The organism is Nocardia sp. NPDC004278, assembly GCF_053602975.1.
Genome location: NZ_JBSGEQ010000054.1, coordinates 1 through 16,823 on the forward strand (window position 1 = coordinate 1; position 16,823 = coordinate 16,823).

Consider the following 16,823-nt stretch of genomic DNA (forward strand, 5'->3'; position numbering starts at 1 on the left):
GCACCGATCTGAGCCGTATGGAGGGGATAGATCGGTGCACCACTCGGAACTGCTGCCACTCGCGATGCTACATAGGCCGATCCGACTTGGTTCGCATGTCGGCAACTGCCGCGCGATCAGACCGCCATGACTGTCGCTCAGAGGTAATCTGCGATACCGAACCTTGTCCTCGGTCGCAGTTTCCGTCTCTGGGGATTGTATGACCCACAGCATAGTTACCACGACTGTGAGTCGGGGCACCGGATCAGTCTGTCGGACGTCATCGCAGGTTACGGACTGGATGCTGCTGTGGCACGCTGGCGGTGAAACTGAATACGACACACGGATTGCCGTTGTCGCTTGCTGACCGGAAGGCCGCCGCGCTCCGGATCCTGTCGTCGTATCCAGAGTGGTCGGACCGGGCGATTGCCGCCATCGCTGGAGTATCGCCCAAGACCGTTTCCGCGATTCGCAGCCGGTCGACTGTGGAAATTCCACAGTCGACCGGCAGGATAGCGCGCAATGGCGTGCTACATCGCTCCGCTGGACGGCAGGGACGACAACGTGCTGCCGAACTGTTTGCTGCCGACCCGAACGTCTCGACACGGAAGGTGGCTCTGGCCGCCGGCATCTCGGTCACTACGGCCAAGGATGTACGCAAACGACTGCGTTACGGCGAGGAACCGATCGCACCTCGCGGGGTTACCACCAACTCGCCCCCCGCATCCGGACCCGACGGCAAAACCGCAACGAACATGGTTCCGATCCCCGCTGCGCAGCGGGTGGACACCGCCGAGGTGTTACGGCGATTACGCAAAGACCCATCGTTACGCTTCACTGAAACTGGGCGGAAACTGTTGCGCTGGTTAGAGATTCCCGACGACACCGAATGGGAGACGGTCGTTCGTAGTATTCCCGGCCACTGCGCCCCCACTATCGCCGCACTCGCTCGGCAAAACTGTCAGCACTGGCAAAAACTAGCCGACCAACTTGACCGACCTATGCGACCCGAAAACTCGCTGCTGCGAAGGCTCTGTATGAAGCCACCGGTGGGAACCCTCGCTTCATGACGACGCAGGCTATTGGTGGCAACTCGACGCGGCCGAGCCCGGATGGCGCCGCGACCGCCGCGATCGGTTAGCACGGTCCGATCAACTTCTGCCGCGTCGGTGGGAGGTGGGTGACGTTTGTTTTCGGATCGGCGACCGTGCGGAGCCGCTGGATCTCTTCGTGTTGCGCGGTGAGTCTTGCGGCGGCGTCGATGGCTTTGATGACGCGCCTGGCCCTGTTGTAGTCGGCTTGCAGACGGGTCCTGTCGGCTCGGCGGATCGTGCCGCTGGTGCCGAGGAAGCTACACCGCTGCCGCTGGTCTCCTACCAGCGGAGGAGGCGCCTCGTTCGGGAGGCCACCGGAACGGGCCCACGGTTCGATCAGTCGCGCACCGGAACTCGCGAGAGTGAACCCATGACCGACGATGCCACCACTCCCGACACCTCCACCGCTAGGCCGAGTCGCCGAAAACTGCTCGGCGCCGTGGCCGCCACCGGTATCGCAGCCGGCGCCGCCGGACTGGCCACCGGTGTGGCGCTGGGTACCGACTCCAATCCACCCCGATTCCAGCCGGCGGGCCGGCGCCGCTTCGAGAACCAGGTCGTGGTGATCACCGGCGCCACCTCCGGCATCGGCGCCGCCGCGGCGAAACTGTTTGCGGCCGAGGGCGCCCGGGTGGCGTTCAGTGGCCGCAGGGTCGAGCGCGGACACGGGGTGGAGCGCGATATCCGTGCCGCCGGCGGCGAAGCCACCTACTTCCACGCCGATGTGCTCGTGGAGGACGACGTCCGTAAGTTCGTCGACGCCGCCGTCGACAAGTACGGCGGCCTGCACGTCGCCTTCAACAACGCCGGCATCACCATCCAGAAGAAGCTGCACGAATACAGCATCGAGGAATTCGACCGGGTGCTGCACACCAACCTGCGCGGCTGTTTCCTGGCGATGAAATACGAACTGCCGCATATGATCCGTGCTGGCGGCGGCACGATCGTGGTGACCTCATCCTCGAACGCCCTTGCCACTGACGCTGGTCGAACCGCTTACACCGCGAGCAAGCGCGGCCTGGTCGGCCTGGTGCAATCGGCCGCCCTCGACTACGCCGGTGACGGAATTCGCATCAACGCAATCGTTCCCGGCACCACTGATACCGAATTGGTGCGCAATGCCAGCCCCATCGGCAACCTCCCCGACGACGCCTACCGGGTGGCGATGAAACAGTGGGCGAAAACGAATGTGCCTGGCCTCGGCAGGCTCGCCACACCTGAGGAGATCGCATCGTTCGCACTCACCCTGGCCTCCGGCGAACATCCTTACATGACCGGGGCGCAGCTGGTCATCGACGGCGGCAAAACGGCGCACGCTTGAGCTAATGGCCGGTTGATATCCTTCCGCGCACGCTGTGGGCAGGGGCGCCCTGGCCTGGCAGTTCGGATGCGCCTGTGCCTCGTGGGAGATCAGTTCAGCTGTAGCACACCGTGATTCCCCGCGGCCCGCGCGAAAGCCGGGGCGAGATTCTTTCAGCGACCACGCCTACCCGCCGTGAACTGCAGATTTCCGCCGGAATCGCGATGCTTCGGCTGTGGGGCGATTGCGGACGACGCAGCCATCGGACCGCCGTCGCCGTTCTCCACCGTCGCAGTCACCCCGCTGTACACGGAAGAAATACCGTGTCTGCCGGACAGGTTCGGGTGGAGTCGGTGGTTCACAAGCACAAATTCGCCTCGGCCGTATCGATGCCGACTCGAATCAATTGTCGAGCCACGACGAGGGATCAGGATTTCCTATGATCTTGGATGTTCCGGGCTCATCCTCGACGACATAGCTACTGCCTACAATAGCGAGATTCCAGTGGTCGACACTCGCCGGCAATATGGCAAGCTGACCCATGAAAATGCGCCACGGGATCGGCACTCCACGCCCGGCATCGTCCAATCGGCGGAGTATCGCGCGTCACCGGGATCAGTTCCGGACGTGTTGCTGAAATGTCGCTGATGGCAACGATTATCCGCTTCACTGCAGCATCTCGATCCAATGCGACACCATACGGAAACCCCACGGTTTGCATTCTGGTTTGTATCAGATTCTTCGGAAGGTAGGTCACGCGGCGTGCGAATCTCGCCAGGATGGCCGATTTTTACCCGGCGGAAGTCTTTCCGTTCGGGTTGGAGTCTCGATTCCGCGCCACCGCCTGCGCGGTGACGTATTGTTGCCGCGGCGGGGCTAACTGGATGGCATCGTCGAGCTTCTGTGCGGTGAGCGCGGCGTGCAGTGCGGTTATCCCGTTGACGGTGAACGGGTTGTGCGGCGATACTTCCGCTACCCGGTTGAGCCGGTTGTTGACTGTGTTGGGGTGGATGGCCAGCTTCCGCGCGGTGCGTTGGCGGTCTAGATCGCAATCGAGGTAGGCCTGCAGCGTATGCATCAGCTCGGGCTGGCTGCGCACCGTCGCGAGTGATTCCCGCAGCTGCTCCGCCGCAGTACCGGGGCGACTGAGTTGGTAGGCCACCGCGACATCGGCAAGGCGATAGAGGCCAGGGGAGCGATTCAACGCGAGGGAGAGTCGCAGGACATCGTCGGCCTCCTCCACCGCATCGTGGAGCATTCCGACACGCGCCTGTTCGACGATCGCAGCGATCACGGGCGCACCCGCCGCCGACTGCATCGCGGCGATCAGCCTGGTGGTGTGATCCACGCTCGCCGCTGTCGTCGTGTCGGTGCACGGGATCAGGACGTGACCGCCGGTGCGGTCGAGATGCGGCAGAACCGCCGGCCCGCCGCCGGGTATGAGAAGCCGCAGCATCCGGTGGAGCTTGCGCCGTCCCGCGACCGCCCGGCTGCTGTTTTCGGATGCGAGTTCGTCGGGGGTGGATCCGAATCTGAGCGCCAGCACGTGGTAGCGCTCGGCGAGCAGCACGCCGAGCCGCTCGGCGTCGGCTCTCGCGTCTTGGTCGAGCAGCAGAAGGCGAGCGACAAGCTGGCTCGCGCCTGTCTGTTCGCTCGACAGGATGGCCTGCTCATGCTGGTAGGCATCCACGAGTTCGGCCGTGAAGATCTCTTGCAGGCGTAGGATCATGGATCCGATGCAGCCGAGTGCCTCCGGCGCCGCGTCGACGGTCGAGGCGAGTCGGCGGCACTCGGCGAAGAATTCCTGGAAGCCCTTCTGCCATAGGTGCAGCAACAACGGAAGGGGCACGCCCTCGCGGGCACGCTGGGCAGCTCGTGAGCGCAGCTCGCGGAGATCGTCGTTGCCAGGGGGACGTCCCTGGCGCAGGCTACGAAGAACGAGCGGAAAGTAGCGCTGTCCCATGGATGGGAGTTCGGAGTCGCGGACTTCCCTGGGCAGGTTCTGCGTGGTCACGTTCGTATGAGCGGTTCGTTGGGCGAGAACGGCAATGCGGCTGCTGATCCCATCCAAAATGTCGGTGACGCCCGGGGTCGGTTCTCGATCGTCGTCCAACAGGGAGCCGTAGTGGATCATCGCCGAATTGTGCGGTAGCACATTCGCCTGGTCAAACTTTGGGGTTATTTACATTCGATCGTCTTGTGATCGGCAGCACACTTTCCTCATGGAATCGACCACTACGAAAAGCCCCTTCATCCGAATCCCCAACGTCGGTGCGGATGGCTATCCGCGCCTCCACTTCGGCGCACGTGACATGCACAGACAGTCGGAATCCGCGCCACAGTCCGCGAGCTACGAGTTGTTCTCGCTGCGGCCGGCGACGCCCTTGATCGGGGCCTATATCGAGGGCATCGACCTCCGGCAAGTCGACGACGCACTACACGCCGAACTCCATCGCGCACTGCTGGAGTGGAAGGTTCTGTTCTTTCGCGATCAGCCGCTGAATGGGCCCGAGCACATCTCGTTGGCGAAGAGGTGGGGCAACGTCGAGGTCAACGACTTCTTCCCCAACGGCGACGTACAGGAGATCTCGCGGCTGGCGAAGAACGCCACGGCGGTGGGTCAGGAGAACACCTGGCACAGCGATACCTCGTTCCGTCGTGACCCCTCGATGGCGTCGATCCTGCGTGCGATCGAGGTGCCGGCCACGGGTGGCGAGACGATGTGGGCGGATATGTACGCGGCCTACGACAACCTCCCCGAGTCCGTGAAAGCGCGGATCGACGGCCTCATGGCGACGCACACCTTCACCAAGTCGTGGGGGCTGGCGATGGAACCGGAACACGTCGAAGCGATGGAGAAACTGCACCCGCCGACGGCACATCCCGTGGTCCGCACCCACCCGGAAACGGGACGCAAGCTGCTCTATGTCAACGAGCCGTTCACCAGCGAGATCGTCGAGCTGCCCCGCGACGAGGGGGACAGGCTGCTGGACTACCTGATGTTTCAGGCGCGTGTGCCCGAGTACCAGGTCAGGTTCCGCTGGGAGCCGGGATCGGTAGCGATCTGGGACAACCGTGCCACCCAGCATTACGCGATCAACGACTACTACCCGCAGCGTCGCGTCATGGAGCGGGTCACTGTCGTCGGCGACCAGCCGTTCTGACAAGCGACAGCGCCGCCGTTGAGCGGGGCGATCAGTCCATGCCATCGGAACCCATCGAATAGTCCGGAGAAGCCACCATGCTCGAATATCGCACCCTGTTCATCGGGGGCGTCCAGACCGCACCATCGTCGGCGAACTCGATTGTCGTCCGCTCGGCGACGACGGAGCAGATCATCGGATCCGTCCCCGCAGCCGCCGAGGAGGACGTCGACGCCGCTGTCACTGCCGCAGGTCGCACCCTCGTCGACCCGCGCGGGTGGAGCAGCTGGTTACCTGAGCAGCGTGCCTCGGTGCTCGACCGGATCGCGAGCGAACTCGAGGCCCGGGGCGAGGAGATCGCCACGCGCGTGGCGCAGCAGAACGGGATGCCGATCTCCACCGCCCTGGCCATCGAGGCCGCGCTTCCCGTGGCCGTGTACCGGTACTACGCCGACCTCGCGCGGAACACAGAGTTCGAGGAATTGCGCCCGGGGTTGCTCGGCGGCGCGGCACATGTACGCCGGGTTCCCATCGGAGTGGTGGGTGCGATCATCCCGTGGAACTACCCGAACCTGCTGACCTCGTTCAAGGTTGCCCCAGCACTCGCGGCGGGGTGTGCGGTCGTGCTGAAGCCGAGCCCCGAGACGACACTCGATACCTACCTGTTCGCGGAGGCCGTCGAGCAGGCAGGGGTGCCGGCCGGTGTGGTCAATATCGTTCCGGGCGGCGCGGACATAGGTCGCTACCTGGTGTCGCATCCGGGTGTGGACAAGGTGTCCTTCACCGGTTCGACAGCGGTGGGCCGCGAAATCGGCGCTCGCTGTGGTGAACTGCTGCGCCCGGTGACCCTGGAGCTGGGCGGCAAGTCCGCCGCGATCATCCTCGACGACGCGGACCTCACACTCCACGCCGAGGGACTGTTCCAGGCCACTCTCCTGAACAACGGCCAGACATGCGTCGCAAATACCCGAATCCTGGCCCCACGCAACCGATACGACGAAGTTGTCGACTTCTTGGCCGACATGGTCAAAGGTGCCCGGGTGGGCGATTCGCTCCTGCCGGCGACGCAGGTCGGGCCGATGGTCTCGCGGAACCAGAGGGTGCGGGTGGAGCAATACATCGCGCGCGGCGTCGCCGACGGGGCGCGTCTCGTTGCCGGTGGCGGGCGTCCCGCGCACCTCGAGCATGGGTGGTTCGTCGAGCCGACTCTGTTCGCCGATGTCGATCCTGGCAGCGTGATCGCGCAGGAGGAAATCTTCGGGCCGGTGCTGTCGGTGATGCCGTACGACTCCGTCGGTGATGCGGTACGGATGGCGAATGACACCGAATACGGCCTGGCAGGCACGATCTGGACCGCGGACATAGCTGCGGCACACGAAATCGCTCATGCCGTGGACTCGGGGACCTTCGGGATCAACTACTACATGCTCGATCCCGTCGCCCCGTTCGGGGGGATCAAAGCAAGTGGCCTCGGCCGCGAGCTGGGACCCGAAGGGCTCGCGGCATGTCTGCAGCTGCGAACCACTTACACGCCGCCTGCCTGACCCGAATCTTTCAACCCCGAATCTCGCTCTCCCTGAATCGATCTCGAATGCGTATGCCCCGGGTGCGGTCGTGCCCCGGACCGACTACCCCGCACGTCCATCCCGCCCGTGGAGGAACAGGTACATGACACTCAACGAGACGGCGGCCTCGCCCATAGCTGCCGAGCCCGAACCGCAACAGCCACCCGGGTACTCCACCCGCAAAGCTTGGCTGATCACCGCCGCGCTCGCCCTGTTCGTTATCGTCAACTGGGGTGACAAGTCCGTGCTGGGACTCACCGCCCGGACACTTACGGCGGACCTGGGACTCACACCGTCCCAATATGGTTTCGCGGCCAGCTCGTTCTTCTTCTTGTTCGCGATCGGGACGGTTGCAGGCGGCATCCTCGTCGACCGCGTCAAAACCCGGTGGATGCTGCTCGCGATGGCCCTCGTCTGGTCGCTCGTGCAGTTTCCGATGCTCGGCACCGCAACGTTCACGGTGCTCGTGACGTCGCGGGTCGTCCTCGGTCTGGCCGAGGGACCTGCCACCCCCGTGGCACTGCACGCGGTGATGAAGTGGTTCCCGGACGAGAAGCGCGACATCCCCAGTTCTCTCGTGCTGGGGTCGTCGGGGATCGGGCTGGTGGTGGCCGCTCCGCTCCTCTCGTTCGTCCAGGAGACCTGGGGGTGGCGATGGTGCTTCGGCGTAATGGGTATCGCCGGTGTCACGTGGGCGCTGTTGTGGCTGTGCATCGGTCGGGAAGGTCCCTTCGACGGCGATCCCGAGCATTCGAAACCTTCGGCGCCGGCGGTGGACGCGCCCGTCGGCGGCCTCGAGGTCGCCGAACCCAGCGGCTCGTACTGGCGGGTATTCGCCGCACCGACCTGGCTGTGTTTCGCGTTCGCGGGATTCGCCTGCTACTTCGTCACCGCTCTCCTGACGACATGGCTGCCCACATACCTGGGTGCGATCCGGGGAATCAGCACCATCGCGACCGGCAACCTGATCGCCGCGGTTGCCGGGGTCGGGGCGCTGGCGATCTTCGGACAGGGAGTGATCTCCCGACACCTTATCGGGCGAGGAGTCTCGACCCGATGGTCGCGTGCCGGTGTGGCCGGGATGGCCGTGGTCGCCGCGGGCGCCTGCCTTATCGCATTCGTGTTCACCAGCGGCCCGTTGCAGCTCGCGCTCATGCTCCCCGCGTTCGCCCTGTTCGCGGCGAGCTACGCCGCATCGAGCGCCGCGGTGGCGCAGATAACGCCGGTCGCCCAGCGCGGCAAGGTATTCGGTGTCCTCTTCGCATTCCTCGGAGCCGCGGGGGTCGTCGCGCCGTTCCTCACCGGACGGCTGGTGCAGGCGGCACACGGGTCGGCGGCGGGCTACCACACCGTGTTCCTGATCGGCGCCGGCCTACTCGTAGCCGCCGGTGTGTGCGTCCTGCTGTTCGCGAACCCGGAGCGAGATGCCCGGCGCTTGGCACGGGCCGCAGCCGAGTTCTGAGTCGACCTGAGAAAGAAGAACCAGCATGAGCGTCATCACCGGACTGATGTCGACCCACGGCGACAGCTACCAACTCAACACCACAACACTGCTGCGTCATTCGGCACGAACGTACCCCGAGCAGGAGATCGTGTTCCGGGACGCCGACGGGAAGTGGAACCGCTACACCTACGCGGACTCCTACACTCGCGTACAGCGAGGCGCAAACCTGTTGCGAGCGTTGGGAGTCGACGCCGGCGACGTGGTCGGCATCCTGGACTGGAACAGCAGACGACACTTCGAGTTGTACTGGGCGATCCCCGGCCTCGGGGCCGTGATGCTCCAGATGAACCTGCGGCTGGCCCCCGAAGACCTGGGATATGTCGCCGCGCACAGCGCTGCCTCGGTGGTCCTCGTCGACGAGTCGCTGCTGCCGGTGGCCGAGGCGATCGCGCCGCACGCACCCGACGTGCGCATGTGGGTGGTCATGTCCGATCGGCCGTCGCCCGAGATCACCACGTCGCTGCCCAACGTGCGCTATTACGAGGAATTGCTGGCGGCCGCACCGTCGACCTACGACTGGCCCGTGATCGACGAGCGCTCGGCCTACAGTGCCTGCTACACAACGGGCACCACGGGTCGCCCCAAGGGGGTGTACTACTCCCACCGGGGGATTTATCTGCACACCATGGCGCAGGCGTCCAATCTCGGGATGTACGCAGAGGACTCGGTCATGATGATCACGCCGATGTTCCACGCACAGAGCTGGGGACTCCCGCAGTCCGCGGTCTACAGCGCGGCGAAGATCGTGTTGCCGGGTGCCTACGCGGCGGGTGATGTCGGGATGTTGGTCGACGCGATGATCGCCGAGGACGTCACCGTCGCGAACGGCGCGCCGGCCATCTTCGGGCCGATGCTCGACTACATCGAAAAGCTCGACCTGAAGCCGGATTTCAGTCGCGCCCGGCTGGTGTCGGGTGCCACCGAGCCCGCGATGTCGTTGATGCGCGGATTCCACGAACTCACCGGCGCGGACATCATCCACGGCTACGGAGCCACCGAGGCCACGGCGACCGCCGTGCTCAACAAGGGAATCAAGTTTTCTCTACGGGGCAAGCTCTCCGAGGAGAAGTACTGGGATCTCAAGCGGTGCCAAGGGCTTCCGATCAACGGAGTCGACATCCGCGTCGTCGACGCCGACGGCAACGATCTGCCACACGACGGAACGAGTCAGGGCGAGATTCTGCTGCGTGGTCCGTGGATCACCGGGAGCTATCACGGCCGCGACGACACCTCGGACGGGTTCATCGACGGCTACTGGCGGAGCGGGGACCTCGGTGTGATCTCACCGAATGGTTATCTCAAGCTGACCGACCGCCTCAAGGATGTCATCAAGAGCGGCGGAGAGTGGATTTCCTCGATCGACATGGAGAACGCGATCGTCGGTCACCCGCGCGTCGCCGAAGCCGCGGTCGTCGGTGTCGCGCATCCGAAATGGCAGGAGCGACCGGTCGCACTCGTGGTCACCGTCGACGGCGAGCCTCTGCCGATCGAGGAGATCCACGCCCTGCTGGCGGGTTCGTTTGCCAAATGGCAACTCCCCGACGCCGTCTTCTACGTGGATGCCTTGCCGCACACCAGCGTCGGGAAGCTCGACAAGAAGTCGCTGCGGCGCGACTACGCGGGAGCCTACTCGGATGCGTTGTGATCCAAGACCGGCACGGCGCAACGAAGACGACTTTCCGAAGGGACCGGCCGACTGATGCCGAACTGGACAATGTTGCGCTCCGGGGAGGACCCCGACCCGCGTTTCACGCTCGCGAACGAACGCACCTACCTCGCCTGGACACGGACGGCCACGGCGCTTGTCGCATCCGGCCTCGGGCTGGAAGCCTTCGGCGGCGATCTGATTGCTTCGGTGATTCGTTCGGTGCTGGCCACTCTCCTTCTGGTGACCGGCGGCGTGATCGCCATTGCCTCGTTCGTGCACTGGATCGGCGCTGAACGAGCATTGCGGGCCGGCCGTCGCCTGCCGATACCGGTGATGGCACCAGTTGTCGCTGGGGTGCTCGCTCTCTGCGCCATCGTCCTGGCCATCGAAGTGGTGAATTCCTGAGTGGGCGTTCGCCATTCGACCGATACCGGGCTCCAGCCCGAACGCACCTCGCTGTCGTTCGTCCGTACCGATTTGTCGATACTCGGGGTGGCGATCGCTTGCCTACGCTGGCTTCCACCGGCCGATTCCGCAGCTCTGGTCGGCCCGGCGCTCGCCGGCATGCTAGTCGCCGGAGTCGCGGTCCACGAGTGCCGCTCACGACCACTTCGAATGGCGCGATTCGCCGCCGGGTGGGCCACGCCGGCCATCGTCGCCGGAGCCTTTCTGGCCTCGAGCGTCGTCCTGCTCAGTCTCAGCGGTCTGTGGGTTCTCTGGCGCTGAAGCGGATTCCGCTTCCCTGGTCGGATCGAAGCCACCTCTACACAAAGTCCTGCTGTGCCCGATCTGTCCGGGGCAGCCAGAAAGAAGGGTAAGACCATCATGGTCACAATGAAAATCGCGGTAGCTGCTGGCATTGCGCTATCGACGGCCGGTGCCGCGACGACTGCCTACGCAGACCCTACCCCGCCACCACCGGTGAGTGTTGACGTCGCGCCGGGAGTCAACTACACCGCTTACAAAGATGGGAACGCCGCAGTCATCACCGTCGATACCGGCACATTGATCGTCGACAACGGTCAGTTCCAGATCCGCGCCAAATCCGGTCAGCTCCTTGCCGGAGTCCCGCTGGAATTCACCGTCGATGACATCGCCTTTCCTATCGATGCGAAGATCGACGGCAACACCGCACGGCTCACTCCGTCACTGGACACCACCCGAGCGCACTACAAGCCGGTCGCCCTGCCCTTCGAAGACCAAGCACCATGGAAGACTCCCTACGACCGTGAGACCGCCGCATGGAATCGGTTGAGTTCCACCGTCATTATGGCCGGAGGGATCGGGGCGATCGTCGGTGCCGTGGGATCCGGAACCTTGGGGTGCCTGCTCGGCGGGGCGGCCGGCGCCACGTTGACCAGCCCGCTGGCTACCCTGCTCGGAGCCGGTCCGTTGGCGGGCTGCTTGATCGGCGCCGCGGCGTTCGCCCCGATCGGTGTTCTCGCCGGAGCGATCTTGGTCGGCGCACCTGTGGTAGTTGCCGCGTTCGTTCAGTACTTCTCCACAGTGAACGCCCCGTTCACCCCGTCCAAGTAACGCACCCGGGACCCGGACGTATCGGTGAACTGGCCCCCAATTGTTGGAGTTCTGTGGTGCTCCCGCTGCAGGCGACGCCGACAGCTAGTCATTCGTTGATCGGGTGAGTTCCGTAGCAGCGCTGGCCTTTTCGGGAGGAACGGGCTGTATACGAGTTCACGCCAGGGCGCGGGGCCGCTCAGCGGTGCCCGCCGGTGTGATCGTGGGAGCAGGTGTCGGTGCGGCGGCCGTCCACGGTGGTGGCCGCCTGCCCTGCGCCGTGGCCTTCCAGGGCCGCGAACGGTCCGCACTGGTTGGCGGTGATCCAGACATGGACCATCGGATTGCCCGCGCCGGGGTTGATCGAGTTGGGCGGGCAGTTGCCCTGGGGGTCGGTGACACCGGCGACCTGAGGACCGTCGGCGCCGGTCTTCCAGCAGAGGTTGTCGTGGACGTGCCACTGCATCAGGGGCCCGCCGTAGTCCACCAGCTCGGTGTCGTCGATCTTCTTGCCTTTGGCGATGTACATCGCCGAGACCAGTGTTCGATCGGCGCCGTCGACTCCTCGTTGTGCGCTGTATTTCCGTTGTGGCCGAACGTAATTCAGCGCTGAAACACCTCAGGACATCGACCCTCGACGAAGAACCCCTCGGCCGACCGGGACAGTCCAACGAGCGACCTTGGACGGCGAACTCGGACGGACTTCAGTCGATGTGCGCACCCCGGTCCTCCTTTAGTCGGACGCGGCCACAGGATCGGCTGCACCACGATGGGACAGACGTCGGACCGGGAGGACATCGATGACCGTCACCCTTGTTGCGGTGTTGATCGGACTGGCGCTCGTCGACAGCACCAGTTTCGGCACGCTGCTGATCCCGATCTGGCTGTTGTTGACTCCAGGGCGGCTGCAGGCCGGGCGAATCGCGGTCTACCTCGCGACGGTCGCGGTGTTCTACTTCGGTGTCGGAATCCTGTTGGTGCTCGGCGCGGATGCTGCACTGAGTGCGGTTGGCGGCATCGACATTCCGCCAGCGCCGCTGCGGATCGGGCAATTGATCCTCGGCGCCCTCATCATTGCGCTGAGCTATCGGCTGGAGGCCAGGGCCGCACAGCGAGCCGGCAGTCCCGGCAAGATCCAGCTCTGGCGGTCCAGAACCATGTCGGGCAGCGGCAGCGCGGGGAGCCTGATGAAGCTCGCGGGCGTAGCGGCCGCCCTGGAGGTCGCCACCATGCTGCCGTACCTCGCCGCGGTCGGCCTGCTCGCCAACGCCGATCTTGCCTGGCACCTGATCGGTGTCACGTTGGCCGCCTACTGCGTCGTCATGACGCTGCCCGCCATGGCCTTGGCGGTGGCTCGCCTCGCCGCGCACCAGCGGGTCGATCCATTCCTGCAACGAATCAACAAATGGTTGAGCCGCAACAGCGCCAAAGCTCTCGGATGGACCGTCGGCGGTATCGGCATCGGCATCGTTCTCAACGCCGCAATTGCCCTGGCCTTCGGCCCGGCCTGAACCGAACATGCCCAACGGAGGAATGGATCCACAAAAACGCTCGGCCACAATCGAGATAATCGACGACGTCGGGAAGGTACTAGCCCTCGGCAGGTACGGCACCGACAAGGACAGTTACGCTGAAATGCTCAATGCCGCACGTCAATTCGACCATCGGGTGTGGGCGGTCGATGGCTGCAACGGCATCGGCCGCCACATCGCTCACCGGCTCGTGCACGACGGCGAAACAGTGATCGATGTGCCGGCGAAACAGTCGGCGCAACTACGGGTCTTCGCTACCGGCAACGGCCGCAAAACAGACCCGTGGATGCACATTCGGTGGCTGGCCACGCTGCACTCGCCGAATCTGCGTCGGGTCGAGGCGGATTCGGATCTGCTCGTATTGGGCATGCTCGCTGATGGGCGCGACGGACTCGGCACGGCTCGGCCGATCCCGGCGCTACCGCCGAACCCTCACCCCACACCGTGCTGGCGCCGGATTCGCCGCCCCCGACTTGATCCGCGGGCCGCTGATCAGCACCGTCTCCGCCAGCGCCTCAACCAGCCCTGTTTGCTCGGCCAACCGCATCACAGGCACCAACTCGGCCAGCGACACGAGATTCTCATCGTCGAACACCACAGACTCCGCGGCGAACCTGTGCGAAACTTGCACCCGAAGTGTCCTTCTGAACTGGACCGATCATTGCATAGACACAGTGATCATCGCAGCTCAGAAGGCGCTTTTCATCTGCGATACCCTGACAGGCATTAACCCGTCAATGGACTCAGGCTAAGCCAGCGCGCAGATGTGCTGCTACGCCAGGCCATTCAGTATCGAGCACCGAATAGATGACGGTGTCGCGCATGGTGCCGTCGGGGCGGGTCCGATGCTGGCGCAGGACGCCCTCGTGCCGAGCTCCGAGCCGTTCGATGGCATGCTGAGCGCGCATGTTTCGGCTGTCGGTCTGCCATACCACGCGTACCGCGCCGAGTACGTCAAAAGCGTGTTCCAGCAGCATGAGCTTCGCCTCACTGTTCAAGCCTGTGCGCTGCCACGCGGTGCCGATCCAGGTGTAGCCGATGGCCAATGATCGGTGCGCCGGATCGATGTCGTAATACGAGGTGGTGCCGGCGACCTCCCCAGTCCGGGCGTCGATTTGAGCGAAGGCAGTGACGTCGTCCCTGCTCAGACGTGAGGTGACCCATGCGCGCATATCCTCGCTCGTGCCGGGCTGAGGCACCAATAGCCAAGTCCAGATGTCCGGGTTACGGGTGGCCGCAAACAGTCCATCAGCGTGATCGACAGTCAGCGGCTCGAGCCTGACATGTTTGCCTGCGAGGGTAGGGGCGGTATACCAGGTGCTGCTCATCCTCCAAGTATGATGCAACGTCTTGGAGGATTGACACGACAACGACCGGGGCGGTGAGTTGATCCAGGGTCGGTTGGCCCGACATGGCGGCACTCGGTGGAATCCTGGCGATCCTGCAGGCTGCCGACCCCGGCGACAAGCTGGAGGTATACCGCGAACTAGGGCTGAAACTCACCTACAACCACGACGACCACGCGGTTACGGCCGAGACGAACCCACGGCCATGAGTTGGCGTACTGTCTGTGTCCGGAGGGGGACCAGGACACTCGAAATGTGGTATTTATGCACACTTTTCGTGTACATGCCATCACCATACCCCTTTTTCGTGTCCCTTCTCTTCGTGGGCCAGCAGCGCCGTCGAAGTGCGCTCGATACGGGCAAGTGGATGCGGTTGCCCGGTGACTGCGACCAACGCCCGCGCGCATTCGACCAGGGATGCCTTCGTGTAGATCGGTGTCGCAGTCGTGCCCGAGTCTCGGTGGGCCGCATACCGGCGTGCAACCGCTTCCCCGAACTCTCGCTCGACGAAAGTCAAGGTGGTATGCCGTAGCCAGTGCACGGTCACACCTTTCGCGTCAGCCCAGGGCAGATACCGGCGGAACCGACCGTGGAGGTTGTCGTAGCGTCGACCGGTGATCGGGTTCCCACTGCGGGTTCGCAGCACTCGGTGCTTGGCTTTCGCGGAACTTCCGCCCCGGGGTGTCGGTTCGCGTCCGCGCTGGCGCTGAAACTCGGCGGCGAGCTGGCCGAGGCGGGTGGTGATCGCGGCATCACGGCGCGAGAGCGCCGTGATCAACTGCAGTGGGATACCAACGATTTCACGAATCGGACGTTTCGATGGATCCGCTGCGGGGCGTTCGGCGAACTCCACACCGGCCAGATCCTCCATATGGTGTTCCAGGCGGGTGTTTTAGATCTCGGAGACAGTCACCAACGCCTGGTAGATCGCGGCGCCATCGAGGGTGCGCCATTTGCCGTCGAGCGTGCGCACCCGGTTCGCGATCACCACGTGTGTATGCAGGTCAGGATCTCCGGCACGGCTATCGCGATGGGTGAAACACGGCGCGACAATGCCCTCGACATCGACCTGGCGCACACCGTTGCGTCCCAAACGTGTGAAGATCGCGTGCTTCTCGAGCCAGGCGAGTGCGTCGCGCACGGCGCGCTGGTGCGCGAGCTCGATCTTGTCCGCGACCGACCGCGGGGCCAGCGCCCACAACACCGAGACACTCTTCACTGGCCAGTGTGGTGCGCGGATATCGCGCCTACTACGCCGTGCCAGGCAATCGCGTCGCGGTGGCGGCTTTCCGCACCCAGGTGACCCGGCTCTGGCACACCGCCCTCGAGCGGCGCAGCCAGCGCACACGGATCAGCTGGAAACGGATGGACCGCCTCGCGACTCGATGGCTACCGCCTGCACGCGTAGTACATCCCTTTCCCGAGATGCGCTTTCGCGCCCGGACCCAAGGCAGGAGCCCAGTGCGTTAGTAGCGCACGCTGGGATCTGTGCGGGGGGCCGCCCGCAAGGGCGGTCCCTTCCGCGATAACGGATTCCTTGTGCGCAACGCTGCGGGGCGATTGTGCCCCGCAGCTGCCGATCCGGCCGGTTCTTGGCCGTAATGCCATGACGGTGGCGGCGGTGCGGTGCACGTGATCGAGTGTCGTGCCGGTGAGCGTAATGCGGTACCGCACGCGGTTGGTGGTCTTGTTGTAGCGGATTTCGAGTTGTAGGGCTTGGAAGACGTCGCGGGCAAGGTGTTCGGGTAGCTGTTGGTTGATGTCGCCGGTGGGTAGGGCGTCGATCAGGGTGGGGTTGGGTTGCTGTTGCTGCTGGGTTTCGGCGTCGGCGAGCTGGGTTTGCAGCTGTGCCAGGTGTTCGCGTAGTTGGGTGCGGCGTTCGCCGATGTCTCGGATGAGTTCTTGGTCGGGTTCATCGACCAGTTCCAGGCTGCGGACGAGTCGTTTGATTTTGGTTTCGGTGTCGGTGATTGCGTGGCGCAGCGCGCTGATGCGTTGGGCGTGTTCGTGTTCGGCGTGGGTGTCGTGGTTGGTGTTGGCCAGCAGGGCGCGCGGCGGTAGTCGCCGAAGACGTGCTGGTTGAGGAAGGTGTTGAGGTGGGTGTTGATGTCGTCTTCGCGGACGAAGAAGGAGCCGCCGGTGGGGTGGCCGTCGGGTATGTAGCCCTTCTTCGGGGCGCATACGTAGTAGGCGGCGA

The 16,823-nt window shown here is 64.4% G+C and carries 15 protein-coding genes and 3 pseudogenes; 12 read left to right on the top strand and 6 right to left on the bottom strand.

The window, feature by feature from the left end:
• Positions 1-302 precede the first annotated feature (302 nt).
• Both ACWEO2_RS41110 and ACWEO2_RS41115 read left to right on the top strand, forming a co-directional pair.
• A complete protein-coding gene (locus tag ACWEO2_RS41110) occupies positions 303-1,049 on the top strand; it encodes a hypothetical protein (protein ID WP_452410333.1) in 747 nt (248 codons plus the stop codon).
• Positions 1,050-1,443: 394 nt separating this feature from the next.
• Positions 1,444-2,394, top strand: coding sequence for an SDR family NAD(P)-dependent oxidoreductase (locus ACWEO2_RS41115; protein ID WP_452410334.1), 951 nt, complete (start codon positions 1,444-1,446; stop codon positions 2,392-2,394).
• A 769-nt stretch (positions 2,395-3,163) separates the two neighbouring features.
• Here the strand turns inward: ACWEO2_RS41115 and ACWEO2_RS41120 are convergent.
• Complete coding sequence (locus ACWEO2_RS41120) at positions 3,164-4,507, bottom strand: PucR family transcriptional regulator (RefSeq protein WP_452410335.1); 1,344 nt, start codon at positions 4,505-4,507, stop codon at positions 3,164-3,166.
• 88 nt (positions 4,508-4,595) lie between these two features.
• On the opposite strand from ACWEO2_RS41120, the gene ACWEO2_RS41125 reads away from it, so the two are divergent.
• From ACWEO2_RS41125 to ACWEO2_RS41155, 7 genes are all read left to right on the top strand, one after another.
• Positions 4,596-5,537, top strand: coding sequence for a TauD/TfdA dioxygenase family protein (locus tag ACWEO2_RS41125; RefSeq protein ID WP_452410336.1), 942 nt, complete (start codon positions 4,596-4,598; stop codon positions 5,535-5,537).
• A 77-nt stretch (positions 5,538-5,614) separates the two neighbouring features.
• Positions 5,615-7,060: an aldehyde dehydrogenase gene (locus ACWEO2_RS41130; RefSeq protein WP_452410337.1), complete on the top strand. Its 1,446-nt coding sequence runs from the start codon at positions 5,615-5,617 to the stop codon at positions 7,058-7,060.
• 124 nt (positions 7,061-7,184) lie between these two features.
• On the top strand, positions 7,185-8,543 hold the full coding sequence (locus ACWEO2_RS41135; RefSeq protein ID WP_452410338.1) for an MFS transporter: 1,359 nt from the start codon (positions 7,185-7,187) through the stop codon (positions 8,541-8,543).
• 25 nt (positions 8,544-8,568) lie between these two features.
• Entirely contained in the window at positions 8,569-10,230 is a 1,662-nt protein-coding gene (locus ACWEO2_RS41140) for a long-chain-fatty-acid--CoA ligase (RefSeq protein ID WP_452410339.1), read from the top strand.
• 54 nt (positions 10,231-10,284) lie between these two features.
• On the top strand, positions 10,285-10,638 hold the full coding sequence (locus ACWEO2_RS41145; RefSeq protein ID WP_452410340.1) for a YidH family protein: 354 nt from the start codon (positions 10,285-10,287) through the stop codon (positions 10,636-10,638).
• Positions 10,639-10,959: a DUF202 domain-containing protein gene (locus ACWEO2_RS41150; RefSeq protein WP_452410341.1), complete on the top strand. Its 321-nt coding sequence runs from the start codon at positions 10,639-10,641 to the stop codon at positions 10,957-10,959. It abuts the gene before it with no gap.
• Positions 10,960-11,067: 108 nt separating this feature from the next.
• On the top strand, positions 11,068-11,769 hold the full coding sequence (locus ACWEO2_RS41155) for a hypothetical protein (protein WP_452410342.1): 702 nt from the start codon (positions 11,068-11,070) through the stop codon (positions 11,767-11,769).
• Between the two features lie 178 nt (positions 11,770-11,947).
• Here the strand turns inward: ACWEO2_RS41155 and ACWEO2_RS41160 are convergent, their stop codons facing one another.
• Positions 11,948-12,277 carry a hypothetical protein gene (locus ACWEO2_RS41160; RefSeq protein WP_452410343.1) on the bottom strand — a complete coding sequence of 110 codons (330 nt, stop codon included), beginning with the start codon at positions 12,275-12,277 and terminating at the stop codon, positions 11,948-11,950.
• A gap of 271 nt (positions 12,278-12,548) precedes the next feature.
• Here ACWEO2_RS41160 and ACWEO2_RS41165 point away from each other — a divergent pair, with 271 nt between their 5' ends.
• Positions 12,549-13,259: a GAP family protein gene (locus tag ACWEO2_RS41165; protein WP_452410344.1), complete on the top strand. Its 711-nt coding sequence runs from the start codon at positions 12,549-12,551 to the stop codon at positions 13,257-13,259.
• Between the two features lie 22 nt (positions 13,260-13,281).
• Positions 13,282-13,605, top strand: a pseudogene (locus ACWEO2_RS41170) (IS110 family transposase); the annotation flags it as partial.
• A 123-nt stretch (positions 13,606-13,728) separates the two neighbouring features.
• On the opposite strand, the pseudogene ACWEO2_RS41175 reads toward ACWEO2_RS41170, so the two are convergent.
• Together ACWEO2_RS41175 and ACWEO2_RS41180 are read right to left on the bottom strand one after the other, a co-directional pair.
• Positions 13,729-13,911, bottom strand: a pseudogene (locus ACWEO2_RS41175) (IS1380 family transposase); the annotation flags it as partial.
• Positions 13,912-14,023: 112 nt separating this feature from the next.
• Positions 14,024-14,608, bottom strand: a complete 585-nt coding sequence (locus ACWEO2_RS41180; RefSeq protein ID WP_452410345.1) for a GNAT family N-acetyltransferase — start codon at positions 14,606-14,608, stop codon at positions 14,024-14,026.
• Positions 14,609-14,691: 83 nt separating this feature from the next.
• On the opposite strand from ACWEO2_RS41180, the gene ACWEO2_RS41185 reads away from it, so the two are divergent.
• A complete protein-coding gene (locus ACWEO2_RS41185; protein ID WP_452410346.1) occupies positions 14,692-14,835 on the top strand; it encodes a hypothetical protein in 144 nt (47 codons plus the stop codon).
• Between the two features lie 80 nt (positions 14,836-14,915).
• Here the strand turns inward: ACWEO2_RS41185 and mobF are convergent.
• Both mobF and ACWEO2_RS41195 read right to left on the bottom strand, forming a co-directional pair.
• Positions 14,916-15,974, bottom strand: a pseudogene (gene mobF / locus ACWEO2_RS41190) (MobF family relaxase).
• 41 nt (positions 15,975-16,015) lie between these two features.
• A complete protein-coding gene (locus tag ACWEO2_RS41195) occupies positions 16,016-16,807 on the bottom strand; it encodes a hypothetical protein (RefSeq protein ID WP_452410347.1) in 792 nt (263 codons plus the stop codon).
• Positions 16,808-16,823: the final 16 nt, after the last annotated feature.